Genomic DNA, 16,573 nt, shown 5'->3' with positions numbered 1-16,573 from the left:
GGTGGCGACGGGCGCGGGCGGCCCGCGCGCGTCCGTGGCGGCCTCGGGCGCGGTGGTGGCGGCCCTGCCCGACCCCGACGGGTCCGACGCCCCGACCCTGTGGCTCACCGTCCCGCGCGAGACCGCGCTCGAGCTCGCCCGGGTGGGCGTGGAGGCTCAGCTGAGCGTCGTGGTCGAGGCGGGCGACGACTGACCGCGCCTCGCCCGGTGGGTGGGACGCCGCGCGGCGTCGTCGCGAACCCCTAGGCTCGTGCACGACCTTCACCGACGTCCTAGGGGGACACATGATCAAGGGATTCAAGGACTTCCTGCTGCGCGGGAACATCGTCGACCTCGCCGTGGCCGTCGTCATCGGCACCGCGTTCACCGCGCTGGTCACCGCGTTCACGACGTCGTTCATCAACCCGCTCATCGGGCTGGTCAGCGGCGGCGGCAAGGCCGGGGGCGTGCTGACCGTCAACGGCCAGGACTTCACCTACGGCGCCTTCATCACCGCCGTCATCACCTTCGTGCTCACGGCCGCGGTCGTGTACTTCGTCGTCGTGGTGCCCATGAAGACGATCAACGAGAGGCTCGCACGCGGCAAGGAGGAGGAGCCGGCCGGCGTGAGCGAGGACATCCAGCTCCTGCGCGAGATCCGCGACTCGCTGCAGCGTCAGAACCCCTGACGCCGAGAGCCCCGAGGCGGGACCTCCGGGCTCAGCCGCCGTGGTGGGGCGGGACGTCCCGCAGCAGCTCGTCGTCGCGACGCGAACCTGCGGACGTCCCGTCGTCGCCGCGCTCGTCGCGCGTGGTGTCGGGCAGCAGGTCGCCCAGCAGCAGGGCCGCGCGGCGCCGACGCGCCTGCTCAGCGGCGTCGGGCGTCAGGTCGTCAGAGGACACCGTCGAACCAGTCCGGGGTGAGCTTCGGGAACATCGGGTGCCAACCGGCGCGGTCGCCGAAGCGCTGGGAGGTGACGCGCTGCGAGCGTCCGAAGGTCTCCAGCCGCACCCCCGCGAGCCGCTGCGTGACGCGGTGGTGGAAACGACCGCCGCGTCGTCCGCCGGCGAGAGCCAGCTGCTCGGCGAGGTCCTCGCGACGGCACGGCTCCGCGCCCACGTTGTAGACGCCGGCCGGGGCGGTCAGCGCGGCCTCGGCGGCCGTGCCGACGTCGTCGACGTGCACCAGGTGCACCCACGACGACGGCTCGCCCCAGCCCGTGGGCCGGCCCGATCGGGCGCGCCGCAGCAGCCAGCGCGAGCCAGGGTCGGGCCCGACGATCTGGCCGAAGCGCAGCACGACCACGTCGCGGCCGCGTCGTCCGAGGGCCCGGGCGTGCTGCTCGGCCTCGGCCACCGTGTCGGTGTCGCGGGTGATCTCGACCGGCGCCAGCTCGTCGATCCAGGCGTCACCGCCGTCGGCGTAGATCGACGAGCGGCTCTGCTGCACGAGCCGCGGGACGCCCGCAGCCAGCATGGCCTCGGCCACCCGGCGCGAGCCGACCGCGCGGATGCGGTCGTTCTGGCGCCAGGCGCCGGGCCGCAGCATCGCGAGACCCACGGGCATGCGGCCCGCGAAGTTCACGACGGCGTCGCAGCCCTGCATGCCTGCCGCCATGGCGTCGACGTCGAAGACGGTGCCACGGTGGGGCCTCGCACCGTGCGCCTCGGCGACGCGGGCGGCACGCTCGGAGCGCACCAGGCCGACGACCTCGTGGCCGGCGGCGACGAGGGCGGTCGTGGTGGACCGGCCCATGACTCCGCTGGCTCCGGTGAGAAAGACCTTCAACGTTCTGGCTCCGTGACGTCGGGTGATGTTCCGTCGTGCGTGGACGTTCTCACGACCGCCGATCGGGCGACGTGATCGGACCAGGGTACCCGACGAGCCCTCAGGCCCCGTCCGCGTCGCCCTCCGCCAGCTCCGTCACGAGCGGGACCACGTCGGCGATGGAGTCGACGACGCGGGTCGGCCGGAACGGGAAGCGCTCCACCTGTCCGGGCGCCGTCGAGCCGGTCAGGACCAGGATCGAGCGCAGGCCCGCCTCGAGCCCGGACAGCACGTCGGTGTCCATCCGGTCGCCGATCATGACCGTCGTCTCGGAGTGCGCCTCGATCCGGTTGAGCGCCGTGCGCATCATGAGCGGGTTGGGCTTGCCGACGAAGTACGGCTCGACCCCCGTGGCCTTGGTGATGAGGGCGGCGACCGAGCCGGTGGCGGGGAGGCTGCCCGACGGCGACGGGCCCGTCGGGTCGGGGTTGGTGGCGATGAACCGCGCGCCGCTCTCGATGAGCTGGATGGCCTTCGTGATCGCCTCGAAGGAGTAGGTGCGGGTCTCCCCCAGCACCACGTACTCCGGGTCCCTCGTGGTCATGACGTACCCGACGTCGTGCAGCGCCGTGGTCAGCCCCGCCTCGCCGATCACGTACGCCGTGCCCTCCGGACGCTGCTCGCTGAGGAACTTCGCGGTGGCCAGCGCGGACGTCCAGATCGACTCCTGCGGGATGTCGAGGCCGGCCGCGTGGAGCCGCGCGCGCAGGTCGCGCGGGGTGAAGATCGAGTTGTTCGTGAGCACGAGGAACGGCCGCTCGTGACGACGCAGCGCCGCGATGAACTCGGCCGCACCCGGGATGGCGCGCTCCTCGTGCACCAGCACGCCGTCCATGTCGGTGAGCCACGAGGCGACGGGCTTGGTCAAGGCAGCTCCTGGGGACGGGATCGTCGGTGCGACCCGTCGGGTGACGGGTCCGTCCTCATCCTAGGCGCGCAGCGTCGCACCCCGGCCGGACCGGGAGGCCTCACCCGTCGGCGGGCACGGCAGGCCCCACGGCGGGACGGTGCGGGTGCTCGCTGCGACGGTGCGCGTGCGGGTCGATCTGGTGCACCACGGCCTCGACGAGCCACGCGTCGTCGTCGGTCCGACACTCCACGACCACGTACGTCCCGAGGTCGCCCTGGGTGCCCAGCGCGACGACACCGCTCATCGCGGCCGTGTGGAAGTCGGCGAGGATGTCCTGCTGCTCGCGCACGCCGCTGACCTCGTACACGACGACGGTCCAGGTGTCCTCGGTCGAACGGGACATGGTCCCTCCACGGGTGCTGGTGCGGGTGCCGCGAGCGTACGACGGCACGGCCGCGGGCGCGCGTCGAACGCACGGCGGGCGGGTGAACGGCTCGCGCGGCTGGCAGATCGGGCCGAGAGGCGGATACTGAGGCGATGAGAGCCCGACGCGTGGTCACGGCCGTCCTCGGCGGGGCGCTCTGCGCCGGCGCCGCCCTCGCCGGAGGAGCACCGGCCGCCACGGCGGCGGCCGACCCCCCACCCCTCGACGTGCGGGTGGTGCAGGCGGGCCTGCAGCATCCGTGGGCGCTCACCTTCCTCCCGGACGGGTCGATGCTCTACACCCAGCGCGACCGGCTGTCGGTCACCCTGCGCGACCCGCAGGGACGCTCGACGGTCGTGCTCTCGCGTCCCGCCGGCATGTGGTCGGGCGGCGAGACCGGCCTCATGGGCCTCGAGAAGTCCGCCGACTTCGCCCGCAGCGGCGTCTTCTACACGTGCCACGGCTACCGCTCGGGCGACGTGCGGGACGTCCGGGTGGTCGCGTGGCGTCTCGACCGGTCGGCCGGCCGGGCGACGTTCGTCCGCAACGTGGTGGTCGGCCTGCCGTCGAGCACGGGCCGCCACGGCGGCTGCGCGCTGCGTCGGGGCAAGGCCGACTCGCTGTTCATCGGCACGGGCGACGCGGCGCGCGGTGGCATCCCGCAGTCGTTGACGTCCGGCGGCGGCAAGGTGCTGCGCGTCTCGGCGACGACCGGCCGGGGATACGACGACAACCCCTGGGCCTCGGCCCGCACGGCGATGCAGCGCCGGGTCTGGACGTACGGCCACCGCAACGTGCAGGGAGTCGTCCGTCAGCCGTCGACGGGACAGATGTGGTCGGTCGAGCAGGGCTCCTACCGCGACGACGAGGTGAACGTGCTCGTCAAGGGCGGCAACTACGGGTGGAACCCCGTGCCGCGCGCGTCGGGCGACCCCGACTACAACGAGGGCGCGAACTCCCCGATGACCGACGACGCCCTTCCCGGCACCCAGCGCCACGCGGCCTGGAGGTCGGGCACGTCGACGGTCGCGACCAGCGGCGCCGACTTCGCGAGCGGGTCGGGCTGGGGCAGCCTCGACGGTGCGCTCGCGGTGGCGACGCTCAAAGGCACGAGCCTGCGTCTGCTGACCTTCGACAGCAGCCGTCGCCTGGTGCGTCAGTACACCCCGCCCGAGCTCTCCGGAACCTACGGACGCCTGCGCGCGGTGCAGCGCGGACCTGGCGGGGTGCTCTACGTGACCACGTCGAACGGCTCGGACGACAAGATCCTGCGGGTGGCGCCGCGGGGCTGAGGCCGGCGCATCCTGAGAGAGCGTGGATCATCGAGAGGGGTGCGACACCCCGCGGTCATCGGCGTCAGCCGCTGACGCTGTGGTAGACGAACACGTCCTTCTGCTCGGCTCACACGGCCAGCCAGGATCGCAGCAGCCCCTCACGCTCGTAGCCGCATCGCTCCGCGAAGCGCCACGAACTCTCGTTCCACGGTTCGACGCACAGCTGGACGCGGTGTACCTCGGGCAGCCCCAGGGCCCAGTCCGTGCGCAGCACGAGCGACGTCGCGGCGAGACCGCGTGCGCGGAACGGCGGTGCGATCCAGTAGCCGATCGACGCGCGGCCGTGCTCGACCTCGCGCAGCCACAGCCCGATCTGTCCGACGGCCCGACCCCGGGCGGCGTCGACGACTGCGAACGAGTAGCCCTCGCCGCGGACCAGCCTCTCCTGCTGCCGATGGATGAACGCAAGGGCGCCCTCGCGCGTCCCGCTGGTGGGCACGTTCACCATCGGTGGGTCGGCAACCTCAGGACCACACCTGGGGTTGAAAATCCACCGACGGAGCACGCGTTGCTTCGTCAGCCCGACGCCGAGGGCACACAGGACTCTGCGTCCGTGCGCTCTGGGTTGAACGCTTCTGCGTCCGCGACGGGATCCCGACACCAACGCAGCATCGTTCGCCCTCCGACGCAGGGAGAGGAGCGTCATCTCTGCCAGGGTCGAGGACGCCCCTGGCGGCAGGTACCACCACCCCTAGCGACCGGGATGGGGCCGACAGCATGGCCCCGTCGATCGACGTGACACCGTGAAAGGATCGCCGCATGGGTAGGTGGTTGCGGGAACCCGAGCCCGATCCGGACATCGAACGATTCCGCGACGGCGTGGTCGCGCTGTTTCGAGGCGGTGAGCAGACTGGGTACGTGGCTACCCGGCTCGGAGCCTTCACGAACGGGCTCTCGCGACAGCAGCAGTGGTGGGTCTGGTTCGTGGTGGTCTTCAACGACGGCACACGCCACAACGAGATCGAGGACTATCCGCCGTGGACCTACGTGCGGGAGATGCTGAACGGGTACTTCGACTGGCAAGAGTCGAGTGGTGACGAGGGCCCCTTCGACGTCGTGTGGTTGGAGCCGGACGAGGCCGCCCGCGTGCGAAGCGAGCTCGATATCGACCCGTCGGACTTCTAGAAGCCCCACTCGGCCCGCACACCGATGAGGATCGATGCGTCGACCACCGCCCGAAGGGCACACGCCGACAGCAGTTCTGGGCCGGTCTCCGTCGGCCCCGTCGAGCGACCCCTGCACGGAGCAAGGGCAGCAACAGCCGGCTCGGCCACTGACGTGGTCGCGTCGTCGTCGAGGGGCGCGGCCGCGAGGCATCCGACCCCACACTGGTGACTCGCCGAAGCCCCTGTGCCTCCAGTCGGTGCCCCCGGCAGGATTCGAACCTGCGACCTGCGGTTGAGGAAACCGTTTCCCTCTCCCCCGCGGACCCGCCCCCCGACGTGACGCGACAGTCGGTGCCCCCGGCAGGATTCGAACCTGCGACCTGCGGTTTAGGAAACCGTTGCTCTATCCCCTGAGCTACGGGGGCCCGTGGGTGCGAGCGACCGCGTCGACGCACCCCGAGCAGCGTACCGGGCCCACGTCGCGGCGCTGCGGGGCGTGACCGCGGCTCCGTCCGGTGGTCAGGCCGCAGCGGGCGACGGGTGGAAGCCGCGGCCGCTCTTGCGCCCGAGCAGGCCGGCGTCGGTCATGCGCTGGAGCAGGGGCGGAGGTGCGTAGAGCGGCTCCTTGTACTCGGCGTACATCGACTCGGCGATCGCCTGGACGGTGTCGAGCCCGATCAGGTCGCACAGGGCCAGCGGCCCCATCGGGTGCCCGCAGCCGAGCCGCATCCCCTCGTCGATGTCGCGGGCCGTCGCGTAGCCGGACTCCAGCATCCGCACGGCCGACAGCAGGTAGGGGACGAGCATCGCGTTGACCACGAACCCGGCACGGTCGCTGGCGCGCACCACGTGCTTGCCGAGACTGTCCCGCACGAACGCCTCCGCGCGGGAGAGCGTGTCGCTGCTCGTCGTCAGGGCCGTGACGACCTCGACCACGGGCATCACCGGCACGGGGTTGAAGAAGTGCAGCCCGATCACGCGGTCCGGCCGCGACGTGGCGGCCGCGAGCCGCATGATCGGCAGCGACGACGTGTTGCTGGCGAGCAGCGCCTCGTCGGCGAGCACCTTGTCGACGCGGGCCAGCACCGTCGCCTTCACGTCCTCACGCTCCGTCACCGCCTCGACGACCAGGTCGCGGTCGGCGCACGCGTCGAGGTCGAGCCCGACGCGGATCCGCCCGAGCACCTGCCGGGCCTCGGACGACCTCAGCTTGCCCCGCTCGACCGCACGGGCCACGGAGGCCGCGACCCGGTCGCGGCCTCCGTCCCGTGCGCTCGCGTCGGCCTCGACGAGGAGCACGTCGTGGCCGGCGCGGGCGCACACCTCGGCGATGCCGGATCCCATCAGGCCGCCGCCGAGGACGCCGATCGCCAGCGGGTCGCTCACGCCGCCGCCTCCTCGCGGGTCACGAGGAAACGTCGGTAGGCGTCGTCCGTGAGGAACGCGGGAAGGTCGTCCCCGAGCGCACCCCGCCGCACGACGTGGCGCAGCGCCTCGATGCGCTCGGGCGGCCGTCCCGCCTGCTCCAACGTGTCGAGCTCCTGCTCCAGCAGCGCCGCGACCCGGAAGCGCGTCACGACACCGCCGCCGTCGATCGGCGCCGCGTGCCGGCACCACTGCCAGAGCTGGCAGCGCGAGATCTCCGCCGTCGCAGCGTCCTCCATCAGCCCGTCGAGCCCGACCGCGCCGCGGCCGTCGAGCCACGCGTCGACGTAGCGGACGAGGACCGAGACGTTCGCCCGCAGGCCCTGGGCCGTGACGTCGCCCGGCGTGGCAGCGACGTCGAGCAGGTCCGCGGCCGACACCTCGACGTCGTCACGCTGCCGGTCGACCTGGTTCGGCCGGTCGCCGAGCACCGCCGTGAAGGCGTCACGGCACGTCGGGACCAGGCCGGGGTGCGCCACCCACGACCCGTCGTACCCGGCGGCCGCCTCGCGCTCCTTGTCGGCCCGGACCTTCGCCAGGGCGTCGCGGTTGCGGTCCTCGTCCCTGCTCGGGATGACGGCCGCCATGCCGCCGATGGCGTGCGCGCCACGCCGGTGGCAGGTCTTGACGAGCAGCTCGGTGTAGGCGCGCATGAACGGCACGGTCATCGTCACGTCGGCGCGGTCCGGCAGCACGTAGGCCGGGTCGGCCCCGAGGTTCTTGATCGTGCTGAAGATGTAGTCCCAGCGGCCGGCGTTGAGACCGGCGGCGTGGTCGCGCAGCTCGTAGAGGATCTCCTCCATCTCGAAGGCCGCGGGCAGCGTCTCGATGAGCACCGTCGCGCGGATCGTGCCGTGCGGGATGCGCAGCCACTGCTCGGTGCGGGTGAACACGTCGTCCCACCAGCGCGCCTCGAGGTGGCTCTCGAGCTTCGGCAGGTAGAAGTACGGCCCCGTGCCCTGCTCGATGAGCCGCCTGGCGTTGTGGTGCACGTAGAGACCGAAGTCGAAGAGCGCTCCGGCGATGGGTGCCCCCTTGATGCGCAGGTGCTCCTCGTCGAGGTGCAGGCCCCGGGGGCGCACGATGATCGTCGCCAGGGGACCGTCCTCCAGCACGTACCGCTTGCCGTTCTCCTCGTGCTCGATCACTCGGCTGACCGCGTCGTGCAGGTTCAGCTGGCCGTCGACGACGTTGCGCCACGACGGGCTCGTCGCGTCCTCGAAGTCCGCCAGCCAGCCCTGCGCGCCGGAGTTGAGCGCGTTGATCGTCATCTTGCGGTCGACCGGCCCGGTGATCTCGACCCGCCGGTCCTCCAGGCCGGGACCGGCCCCCGCCACCCTCCAGGACGGGTCCTCACGGATCCCGGTGGTCTCGGCCAGGAAGTCGGGGCCCCCGCTGGGGCCGGCTGCGAGGTCCCGGTCGCGACGCAGGCGCAGCAGCTCACGACGGCGTCCGTCGAACCGGTCGTGCAGCATGCGCAGGATGCCGAGCCCGCCGTCGCTGAACACCTCGTGGTCACGCGGCCCGACCGGGCCGAGCACCTGCATGTCGTTGCGCGTGGGTGCACACATCAGAACTGCGCCTCCTCGGTCGAACCGGTCAGCGCCGTGGTGGACGACGCCGGGTTGATGGTCGTGCTGAGGGCGTCGAAGTAGCCCGTGCCCGCCTCGCGCTGGTGCTTCGTGGCGGTGTAGCCGCGCGCCTCGTCGCCGAACTCGCGCTCCTGCAGCTCGACGTAGGCGCTCATGCCGGTGCGCGCGTACCCGTGGGCGAGGTCGAACATCGAGTGGTTGAGCGCGTGGAAGCCGGCGAGGGTGATGAACTGGAAGGTGTAGCCCATCGCGCCGAGCTCGCGCTGGAACCTCGCGATGGTCGCGTCGTCGAGGTGCTTGCGCCAGTTGAACGACGGCGAGCAGTTGTAGGCGAGCAGCTGGTCGGGGTGCTCCTTCTTGATCGCCTCCGCGTACTGGCGGGCCAGCTCGAGGTCCGGCTCGGACGTCTCCATCCACAGCAGGTCCGCGTACTCGGCGTAGGCGAGGCCACGGTCGATGCACGGGTCGATGCCGTTCGACACCTCGAAGAAGCCCTCCGAGGTGCGCCCACCGGTCAGGAAGCGCCGGTCGCGCTCGTCGACGTCGCTGGTGAGGAGCGTCGCGGCCTGGGCGTCCGTGCGGGCGATGACGACCGTCGGCACGCCGGCCACGTCGGCGGCGAGGCGCGCCGCGTTGAGGGTGCGGACGTGCTGCTGGGTCGGCACCAGGACCTTCCCGCCCAGGTGGCCGCACTTCTTCTCGCTCGCGAGCTGGTCCTCCCAGTGCACGCCCGCGGCGCCGGCGGCGATCATCGCCCGCATCAGCTCGTAGGCGTTGAGCGGGCCACCGAACCCGGCCTCCGCGTCGGCGACGATCGGGGCGAACCAGTCGCGGGTCACCTGCCCCTCGGCGTGCTCGAGCTGGTCGGCGCGCTGCAGGGCGTTGTTGATGCGGCGCACGACGGCGGGCACCGAGTTGGCCGGGTAGAGGCTCTGGTCGGGGTAGGTCTGTCCGGCGAGGTTCGCGTCGGCGGCGACCTGCCAGCCCGACAGGTAGATGGCGCGCAGACCGGCGCGGACCTGCTGCACGGCCTGGTTGCCGGTGAGGGCGCCGAGCGCGTTCACGTAGTCGACGCCCTCGACCTGACCGGAGACGTACTCCCACAGCTTGCGGGCGCCGAGGTCGGCGAGGGTGTGCGCCTCCTGCACGGTGCCGCGCAGGCGCACGACGTCGGCGCCGGTGTAGTCACGCTTCACGGTCGCCCACCGCGGGTCGGACGCCCAGGCGGCGTCGAGCTGCTCGGCGGTCGGGGCGGGGTTCTGGTTCGTCATCGTCGCTCCTGGTGCAGTGCTCCCGGTCCGGGTGATCCGGGGCGTCTCGGGATCCAGTGCAGCGGCCGCCGGAGCCGAGGTGAAGGGACGCACGACGCCAGGTTCTGACAACCAAGACCGCTGCTTTTGCCAAGATTGCGAAGGCTTGACCTTTCACAGATCGCCTACGGTGAGCGCATGGACAAGCTCTACGCAGGTGCGCGGCTGCGCCGGCTGCGCGAGGAGCGCGGCCTCAGCCAGGTCGAGCTCGCCCGGATCCTGGCGATCTCGGCCAGCTACCTCAACCAGATCGAGCACGACACCCGCCCCCTGACGGTCACCGTGCTGGTGCGGCTCACCGAGGTGTTCGGGGTCGACCCGGCGTTCTTCAGCCCCCGCGACACCGCCCGCCAGCTCGCGGAACTACGGGAGTCGCTCCCCGAGGCCGGCGGCGCGACCGGCCTGCCGCTGTCGGACCTGCAGCAGGTCGCGGGGTCCATGCCCGAGGTGGCCGAGGCGATCGTGCAGCTGCACCGGCGCTACCGCGACGCCGTGGCGGCCCTGGAGGCCTTGACGGACCGGCGCACCGCGGCGCAGGCCCTGATGCCGCACGAGCACGTCCGCGACTTCTTCTACCGGCACCAGAACTACATCGACCCCGTCGACCGCGCTGCGGAGGACCTCGCGCGGTCCATCGGGACGCGACGTCTGGAGGTGCGTCACCACCTGCGACGGCACCTGCAGTCGGCCCACGGCGTCACCGTCGCGACCACCGAGCCCGACGGGCGCAGCACGCTCGAGTACGACGAGACGACCCGGACGCTGCGCCTCGCGCCGGACCTCCGCCCGGGGCAGCAGGCGTTCCGGATGGCCACCCAGCTGGCCTACCTCGAGGCGGCCGACGTCCTCGACACCGTCCTCGACGCCGAGACCTGGCCCGACGACACCACCCGCGCCCTGGCACGCATCGGTCTGGCGCACTACTTCGCGGGGGCGCTGATCCTCCCCTACCGCCCCTTCTTCCGCGCCGCCGAGCGCCTGCGCTACGACGTCGAGGTGCTGGCCGAGCACTTCGGCGTCGGCTACGAGACCGCGGCGCACCGGCTCAGCACGCTCCAGCGGGCGGAGCTGCGCGGCGTGCCGTTCATCTTCGTGCGCGTGGACAAGGCGGGGAACATCTCCAAGCGCGTGTCGGCCACCGGCTTCCACTTCTCGCGCAGCGGCGGGACCTGCCCGCTGTGGAACGTCTACGACGCCTTCGCCTCCCCCGGGCAGGTCGACGTGCAGGTGGCGGAGATGCCCGACGGCCAGCGCTACCTGTGGACTGCGAGGACCGTCACCCGGCGCCGCGGTGGCTACGGCAGCGCTGCCAAGACCTTCGTCATCGGCCTGGGCTGCGAGCTGCGCCAGGCGGGTCGCCTCGTCTACAGCGCGGGCCTGGACCTCGCCGAGCCGGACGTCATGCCCATCGGTCCCGGCTGCCGCACGTGCGACCGCCCTCGCTGCCCGCAGCGTGCGGCGCCGCCGATCGGTCGTCCGCTGCAGGTCGACGAGCGGCGCAGCTCCTTCGACCCCTACGGTGTCGGCCGGCCGGTCTGACCACGGGCCACGTCACCGGCGCGGCGAGCTCCCCCCGCGCCCGGGCCCGAGGCCCTCCAGGGGTCGACGCGGGGGAAGCCGCTCCAAACGGTAGTGCTCGCGACCCTCGCACGGCCAGGCCTGCGACGGCCACGGTCGAGGTCGGGGTCAGGGCGCCTTCAGCCCGAAGAAGTCGGCCATGAGCCTGGTGGCGTCGACCGACGACGTCGTCCTGCCCAGCACCGGCACCTCGAAGCCGGCCCCGGGCCAGGTGTGACCGCCGTCGTCGATGACGTAGGCCTGCAGCCGACTGCCGTCGGAGCACCCGCGCCACGTCTCGCGGACCACGTCGGAGGCGACGTCCTGACGACGCGGCTCGCGTGCGCAGCCGTCGTGGCCGGCCCAGTCGCCGAGCACCGTCTGCACTGCCCGGACGGGGAAGATCGGCGTCTCGCCGCCCTGGTACGGGACCACCTCGTCGCCGGTCCCGTGGAAGTAGATGAACGACGTCGGCGGGGCGTCGCCGCAGGCGGCCTCGTCGTAGAAGGTGGCCGCGACGCCGCCGTAGGCACGGAACGGGTAGACACCGCGGCAGGCCATCGCGAAGACCACCGCCGAGCCGTTCGACATGCCCGCCGCGAACTGGCGGTCGGTGTCGACGCACCACTCGTCGCCGAGCCGCTCGCTGAGCTGCAGCCAGAAGGCGGCGTCCGAGCGGGGCTGGTCGGCGGTGGCCATGACGTCCCACTCGCGGCGGGGCTCGAGCGCCTGCGGCGCCACGACGATGAAGTCGCGCTCGTCGGCCACGGTCGGGAAGCCCGAGTAGGTGAGCACCTGCGGGGCGTTGCTGCCCAGCCCGTGGAAGAGGTACACCACCGGGAGGGCCCGTCGTCCGTCGTACCCGGGCGGGACGTGCACGACGTACGACCGTTCCGAGCCGTCGACGTCGATCGTGCGGGTCACGTCGCGGGTGCCTCCGGTGATGTCGTCCGGGACGCTGCCGCATCCCTTCGCGCCACCGGCGGGCGCGGAGGTCGTCGGGGTCGCGGACGCCGACGGCTCGGCCCGGTCGGTGCCGCCGTCACGCGTGCAGGCCGAGAGGGCCAGGGACAACGCGACGACCGCGACGAGTGCTCGCACCCTCGTAGTCTGCCTGCTCGGCACGAACCCGTCCGCCCGAGTCGCTCGGCTCGCGGCCGTCCGACGCCCCGCCTACGGTCGGACCATGGTCCGCCTGCGTCGCACGTCACCGTCCATGGCCGGCTGGACGCGGGTCAAGCACGGCCGAGGGTTCCGCTACCTCGACCAGGACGGCGCGCCGCTGGAGGAGATCGACGTGGCGCGCTGCAAGGAGCTCGTCATCCCGCCCGCCTGGACGAAGGTCTGGATCTGCCCGGCCGAGAACGGCCACCTCCAGGCGGTCGGCACCGACGACGCCGGACGCCGGCAGTACCTCTACCACCCGGCCTGGCGGGAGCGTCGCGACGCCGAGAAGTTCCAGCACATGGAGGGCTTCGCGACGGCGCTGCTGGAGGCGCGTGACGGCGCGCGCGAGGAGGTGGCGGACGACGCGACGCTGCGGAGCACGGCGGCGCTCGCCTTCTGCCTGCTCGACCTCGGCATCTTCCGGGTCGGCTCGGACCGCTACACCGACGAGAACGGCAGCTACGGGCTGACCACGATCGAGAAGCAGCACGTGCGCCGCGACGGCGACTCGCTCGTGTTCGAGTACGTCGCCAAGAGCGGCCAGGACCTGGAGGTCTCGCTGCGCGACGAGCGGCTCGTCGCGGCCCTCGAGCCGCTGCGCCGCCGACGCACCGGCGGTGACGTCCTGCTCGCCTACCGGGGCGGCGACGGGTGGTCGACGCTGGGCGCCACGGCCGTCAACGACTACGTCAAGGAGGTGCTGGGCGAGGAGTACTCGGCCAAGGACTTCCGCACCTGGCGCGGCACGGTGATCGCCGCGGCCGCGCTCTCGTCGTCGGACGCGTCGACCAAGACCGCCCGCAAGAAGTCGGTCGCGGCTGCCATGCGGGAGGTCGCCGAGCACCTGGGCAACACGCCTGCCGTCGCCCGCTCCTCCTACGTGGACCCCCGCGTCGTGGACCTGTTCGGCGACGGCGTGGTCGTCGCAGGCGGCCACCGTCCGGTCGCACCCGGCGAGCCCGTCAGCCGCACCCTGGAGAAGCAGGTGCTGGAGCTGCTCGGGAAGGCCTGAGGCTCAGTCGAGCTCGCCGAGCGCAGTCTCCACGGCCCGCCAGAACGTGGGGTAGGCGTAGACGGAGTTGCGCAGCGTCGCGATCGGCACCTCGCCCCGTACCGCCACGGCGAGCCCGGAGACGCTCTCGCCACCCGTCGGGCCGACGAACGTCGCGCCGACCAGCACGCCGCGTGCGGCGTCGGCCACGAGCTTGACGGTGCCCTCGGCGCCGGGGCCGTGGGTGAAGCCACGCGAGCTCTGGGCGAGGTCGGTGGTCGCGACCCGGACGTCAATCCCGCGCTCCCGCGCCTGCTTCTCGGTGAGGCCGACCCCGCCGACCTCGGGGTCGGTGAAGGTGACGCGCGGGAAGGAGCCGTCGTACTCCGGGAGCGTCTCGCCGAGGATGGCTCGCGCGGCCCGGTCGGACTGGTACATCGAGACGTGGGTGAACGCGCCGCGGCCGGCGACGTCGCCGACGACCCACAGGCCGTCGGCCGCCTGCATCGCGTCGTCGACGTCGATCGAGCGCGCGGTGGGGTCGAGACCGACGGTGTCGAGGCCGATGTCGGAGATCTGCGGCGTGCGTCCGGCGGCGACGAGGAGCTGCTCCACGTGCACCGTGCCCGACGCGAGCTCGAGCGTGAACTGCTGCCCGTCGTGCGACACGGAGTGGATGCGCTCGCCCTCGCGGACGTCGATGCCGTCGCGCTCGAACGCGCCGCGCAGGACGTCGGCCGCCTCGGGCTCCTCGGGTCCGAGGATGCGCGGGCCGACCTCCACGACGGTGACCTCGCTGCCGAACCGGGCGAACGCCTGGGCCAGCTCGAGCCCGATCGGACCGCCCCCGACGACCGCGAGCGTGGCCGGGAGCACGGACGCCTCGAGCGCCTCGTGGTTCGTCCAGAACGGCGTGTCGGCCAGGCCGTCGATCGGCGGTACCGAGGCACGGGTGCCCGGGTTCAGCACCACGCCGCGCCGCGCCTCCAGGCGCGTGGTCCCGCCCTCGGCCAGGTCGACCTCCACGGCCCGCGGCCCCGCCAGCCGACCGTGACCCCGCAGCAGGCGAGCGCCCGACCCCTCGAGGCGCTCCGCGGCGACGGTGTCGTCCCAGTCGTCGGTGGCCTCCTCCCGGATGCGACGCGCGACGACGGAGAAGTCGGGCTCGACGGTGGCGGCGCCGGCCAGCTCCGCGGCACGTCGCGTCTCCACCACCGCACCGGCGGCGCGGATGAACATCTTGGAGGGGATGCAGCCCCAGTAGGGGCACTCGCCGCCGACCAGCCCCGACTCGACCGCGACCACGTCGAGGCCCTCCCCCGCCAGCCGGGACGCGAGCGCCTCTCCACCGGGTCCGAGTCCGATCACCACCACGTCGCAGGTCGTCATGACCCCATCCTGGGGCAGACCGCCGACCCGGGCCAGCGGGCCCCGAGCTCACCGTCGCGCCCCCGCGGCGGACACCGCTACGGACGGGGTCCGTGGGTCTGCAGGAACAGCACGGGGCCGGCGGCCGACCGCGCCCGGACCGCTGCGAGCGCTTTCGCCGTGTAGACCGGCTCGAGGTGCAGGCCCTGCTCCTGCGCCCACGCGAGGGCGGCCTCGCCCTCCGGGGTGGACGCCCCGTACGTGGCACCCAGCCAGCCGTGGTCGGCGTCGAGGTCGTCCGGCCTCACCCGGGCGTCGACGAGCACGCCCCGCGTGCGCAGCAACGACGCGGTGTCGTCGGCGAGACGCGCCACCGTGACGGCGTCGAGCCGGAACGAGTCGTTGACGACGACGCCGAGCACGCGCGAGCGCAGCCCCGCCAGCCGCAGGCCGAGCGTCAGGCCCGCCGCAGTGCCGCCGGAGCCCACCGCCGTCACCACGGTCGCCGGCTCGGGCAGCAGCCCCGCCTCGACCTGCGCGGCGATCTCGAGCGCCGTCTCCACGTAGCCGAGCGTGCCCACGGGCGACGAGCCGCCGGCCGGCAGGTAGGCCGGTGTCCGCAGCCCGTCAGCGTAGCGGGCGAGGAGGAACGGCGCCGCTGCGCGCAGCCGCGCCACGGACCGGAAGCGGTGCACCACGGCACCGGAGGCGTCGAGACGACGGGTCTGCTCGCGGACGTGGTCGTCGACGGGCTGGTCGACGAGCCCGAGCACCACCCGCAGGCCCTCCTCGCGTCCGTACAGGGCCGCCGCGAGGCCCCAGTGGGTGCCGATGCCGCCGACCGTGAGGAGCGTCCCCCGCTTGCGACGCCGCACGTCGGGCAGGATCCACTCGAGCTTGCGGACCTTGTTGCCGCCCCAGCCGCCGTCGCCGAAGACCGACTCGTCCTTCAGCCAGAAGCCGTCGATCTCCCGCACCGGGGTGGGGCCCCGGCCCAGCCGGGTCCACGGCAGGTCCGCACCCGGGAACCGGCGCAGGAGCAGGCTCATCCGACCAGCCGCCGCGCGTCGAGCAGGCCCGCACCGAACGTCTGGTCCTTGCCCCGAGGCCCGAGGTCGCGGGCGGTCTCCTCCAGTCGCGCCGCGACCCGCTGCGCGCTGAGCCCGCGGCGGCTCATGGCGAGTGCGGCCGCCGCGGCGACGTAGGGCGACGACATCGACGTGCCGCTCAGCGCGCAGTAGTCGTCGGGGCACGACAGCCGGTCGTCGCGCGGGACCGTCGACCAGATGCCCCGCCCCGGGGCGACGACGTCGACCCACGACCCGCAGCTGCTGAACGACGATCCCCTGAGGTCGGCGTCGACCGAGCCCACGCCCACGACGCCCGGGTAGGCCGCCGGGTACTGGACCGGCCGGAACAGCACCCCGCACCCGCTGTTGCCCGCGCCCGCCACGACGAGCACGCCCTTGCGCTGCGCGTAGGCCACGGCCCGCGCGAGTGCCGGGTCGTCGGTGCTGGCGGAGAGCGACAGGTTCACCACCTGCGCCTTGCGGTCGACGGCGAGCAGCACGCCGCGCGCGACGTCGTCGCTCGAGCCCCGCCCGTCGGCACCGAGCACGCGGACCGGCAGGACCGCGGCGCG

Annotated in this window: 18 protein-coding genes and 1 tRNA gene; 6 read left to right on the top strand and 13 right to left on the bottom strand. The window is 72.9% G+C overall.

Annotation, left to right across the window (positions count from 1 at the left end; all coding sequences use genetic code 11):
* Both NH339_RS12810 and mscL read left to right on the top strand, forming a co-directional pair.
* Positions 1 to 193 (top strand): hypothetical protein (locus tag NH339_RS12810; RefSeq protein ID WP_253025870.1); only part of this gene is annotated, 193 nt, incomplete at its 5' end.
* 91 nt (positions 194 to 284) lie between these two features.
* Complete coding sequence (gene mscL, locus NH339_RS12805) at positions 285 to 668, top strand: large conductance mechanosensitive channel protein MscL (RefSeq protein WP_253025868.1); 384 nt, start codon at positions 285 to 287, stop codon at positions 666 to 668.
* A 31-nt stretch (positions 669 to 699) separates the two neighbouring features.
* Here the strand turns inward: mscL and NH339_RS12800 are convergent, their stop codons facing one another.
* The 4 genes from NH339_RS12800 to NH339_RS12785 all read right to left on the bottom strand — a co-directional run bounded on the left by NH339_RS12800 (position 700) and on the right by NH339_RS12785 (position 3,060).
* Positions 700 to 882 (bottom strand): hypothetical protein, encoded by a 183-nt coding sequence (locus NH339_RS12800; RefSeq protein WP_253025866.1) that lies wholly within the window; start codon positions 880 to 882, stop codon positions 700 to 702.
* Positions 872 to 1,768 (bottom strand): NAD(P)-dependent oxidoreductase, encoded by an 897-nt coding sequence (locus NH339_RS12795; RefSeq protein WP_256475419.1) that lies wholly within the window; start codon positions 1,766 to 1,768, stop codon positions 872 to 874. Before NH339_RS12795 ends, NH339_RS12800 begins: the two co-directional genes overlap by 11 nt.
* Positions 1,769 to 1,868: 100 nt before the next feature.
* Positions 1,869 to 2,642 carry an HAD-IIA family hydrolase gene (locus NH339_RS12790; protein WP_067861756.1) on the bottom strand — a complete coding sequence of 258 codons (774 nt, stop codon included), beginning with the start codon at positions 2,640 to 2,642 and terminating at the stop codon, positions 1,869 to 1,871.
* Between the two features lie 133 nt (positions 2,643 to 2,775).
* Positions 2,776 to 3,060: a hypothetical protein gene (locus NH339_RS12785; protein WP_253025862.1), complete on the bottom strand. Its 285-nt coding sequence runs from the start codon at positions 3,058 to 3,060 to the stop codon at positions 2,776 to 2,778.
* A gap of 134 nt (positions 3,061 to 3,194) precedes the next feature.
* On the opposite strand from NH339_RS12785, the gene NH339_RS12780 reads away from it, so the two are divergent.
* Complete coding sequence (locus NH339_RS12780; RefSeq protein ID WP_253025860.1) at positions 3,195 to 4,373, top strand: PQQ-dependent sugar dehydrogenase; 1,179 nt, start codon at positions 3,195 to 3,197, stop codon at positions 4,371 to 4,373.
* A gap of 109 nt (positions 4,374 to 4,482) precedes the next feature.
* Here the strand turns inward: NH339_RS12780 and NH339_RS12775 are convergent, their stop codons facing one another.
* Positions 4,483 to 4,863: a GNAT family N-acetyltransferase gene (locus tag NH339_RS12775; RefSeq protein WP_253025858.1), complete on the bottom strand. Its 381-nt coding sequence runs from the start codon at positions 4,861 to 4,863 to the stop codon at positions 4,483 to 4,485.
* A 311-nt stretch (positions 4,864 to 5,174) separates the two neighbouring features.
* Between NH339_RS12775 and NH339_RS12770 the strand changes: the two genes are divergently transcribed.
* Entirely contained in the window at positions 5,175 to 5,540 is a 366-nt protein-coding gene (locus tag NH339_RS12770; protein ID WP_253025856.1) for a hypothetical protein, read from the top strand.
* A 333-nt stretch (positions 5,541 to 5,873) separates the two neighbouring features.
* On the opposite strand, the gene NH339_RS12765 is transcribed toward NH339_RS12770, so the two are convergent.
* The 4 genes from NH339_RS12765 to aceA all read right to left on the bottom strand — a co-directional run bounded on the left by NH339_RS12765 (position 5,874) and on the right by aceA (position 9,809).
* Positions 5,874 to 5,946, bottom strand: a tRNA-Arg gene (locus NH339_RS12765).
* A gap of 94 nt (positions 5,947 to 6,040) precedes the next feature.
* Positions 6,041 to 6,907 carry a 3-hydroxybutyryl-CoA dehydrogenase gene (locus NH339_RS12760; RefSeq protein WP_253025854.1) on the bottom strand — a complete coding sequence of 289 codons (867 nt, stop codon included), beginning with the start codon at positions 6,905 to 6,907 and terminating at the stop codon, positions 6,041 to 6,043.
* Complete coding sequence (aceB, locus tag NH339_RS12755) at positions 6,904 to 8,517, bottom strand: malate synthase A (RefSeq protein ID WP_253025852.1); 1,614 nt, start codon at positions 8,515 to 8,517, stop codon at positions 6,904 to 6,906. Before aceB ends, NH339_RS12760 begins: the two co-directional genes overlap by 4 nt.
* Positions 8,517 to 9,809 (bottom strand): isocitrate lyase, encoded by a 1,293-nt coding sequence (aceA, locus tag NH339_RS12750; RefSeq protein ID WP_253025850.1) that lies wholly within the window; start codon positions 9,807 to 9,809, stop codon positions 8,517 to 8,519. The genes aceB and aceA overlap by 1 nt, the downstream gene beginning before the upstream one ends.
* 177 nt (positions 9,810 to 9,986) lie before the next feature.
* Here aceA and NH339_RS12745 point away from each other — a divergent pair, with 177 nt between their 5' ends.
* Positions 9,987 to 11,387 (top strand): short-chain fatty acyl-CoA regulator family protein, encoded by a 1,401-nt coding sequence (locus NH339_RS12745; protein WP_253025848.1) that lies wholly within the window; start codon positions 9,987 to 9,989, stop codon positions 11,385 to 11,387.
* A gap of 147 nt (positions 11,388 to 11,534) precedes the next feature.
* Here NH339_RS12745 and NH339_RS12740 read toward each other — a convergent pair whose 3' ends face one another.
* Complete coding sequence (locus NH339_RS12740) at positions 11,535 to 12,506, bottom strand: PHB depolymerase family esterase (protein ID WP_253025846.1); 972 nt, start codon at positions 12,504 to 12,506, stop codon at positions 11,535 to 11,537.
* A gap of 85 nt (positions 12,507 to 12,591) precedes the next feature.
* On the opposite strand from NH339_RS12740, the gene NH339_RS12735 reads away from it, so the two are divergent.
* Entirely contained in the window at positions 12,592 to 13,584 is a 993-nt protein-coding gene (locus NH339_RS12735) for a DNA topoisomerase IB (protein ID WP_253025844.1), read from the top strand.
* 3 nt (positions 13,585 to 13,587) lie between these two features.
* On the opposite strand, the gene NH339_RS12730 is transcribed toward NH339_RS12735, so the two are convergent.
* The 3 genes from NH339_RS12730 to NH339_RS12720 all read right to left on the bottom strand — a co-directional run.
* Positions 13,588 to 14,952 (bottom strand): NAD(P)/FAD-dependent oxidoreductase, encoded by a 1,365-nt coding sequence (locus NH339_RS12730; RefSeq protein WP_253025842.1) that lies wholly within the window; start codon positions 14,950 to 14,952, stop codon positions 13,588 to 13,590.
* A gap of 77 nt (positions 14,953 to 15,029) precedes the next feature.
* Positions 15,030 to 15,980 carry a 1-aminocyclopropane-1-carboxylate deaminase/D-cysteine desulfhydrase gene (locus tag NH339_RS12725; protein ID WP_253025840.1) on the bottom strand — a complete coding sequence of 317 codons (951 nt, stop codon included), beginning with the start codon at positions 15,978 to 15,980 and terminating at the stop codon, positions 15,030 to 15,032.
* The coding region (locus tag NH339_RS12720) for a S8 family serine peptidase (protein WP_253025838.1) at positions 15,977 to 16,573 on the bottom strand (597 nt) is incomplete at its 5' end. The genes NH339_RS12720 and NH339_RS12725, both read right to left, overlap by 4 nt.

This window comes from Aeromicrobium sp. CnD17-E, assembly GCF_024124745.1.
In the GTDB taxonomy this organism is placed as follows: Bacteria; Actinomycetota; Actinomycetes; order Propionibacteriales; family Nocardioidaceae; genus Aeromicrobium.
This window is presented reverse-complemented; position numbering and strand designations above follow the sequence as displayed.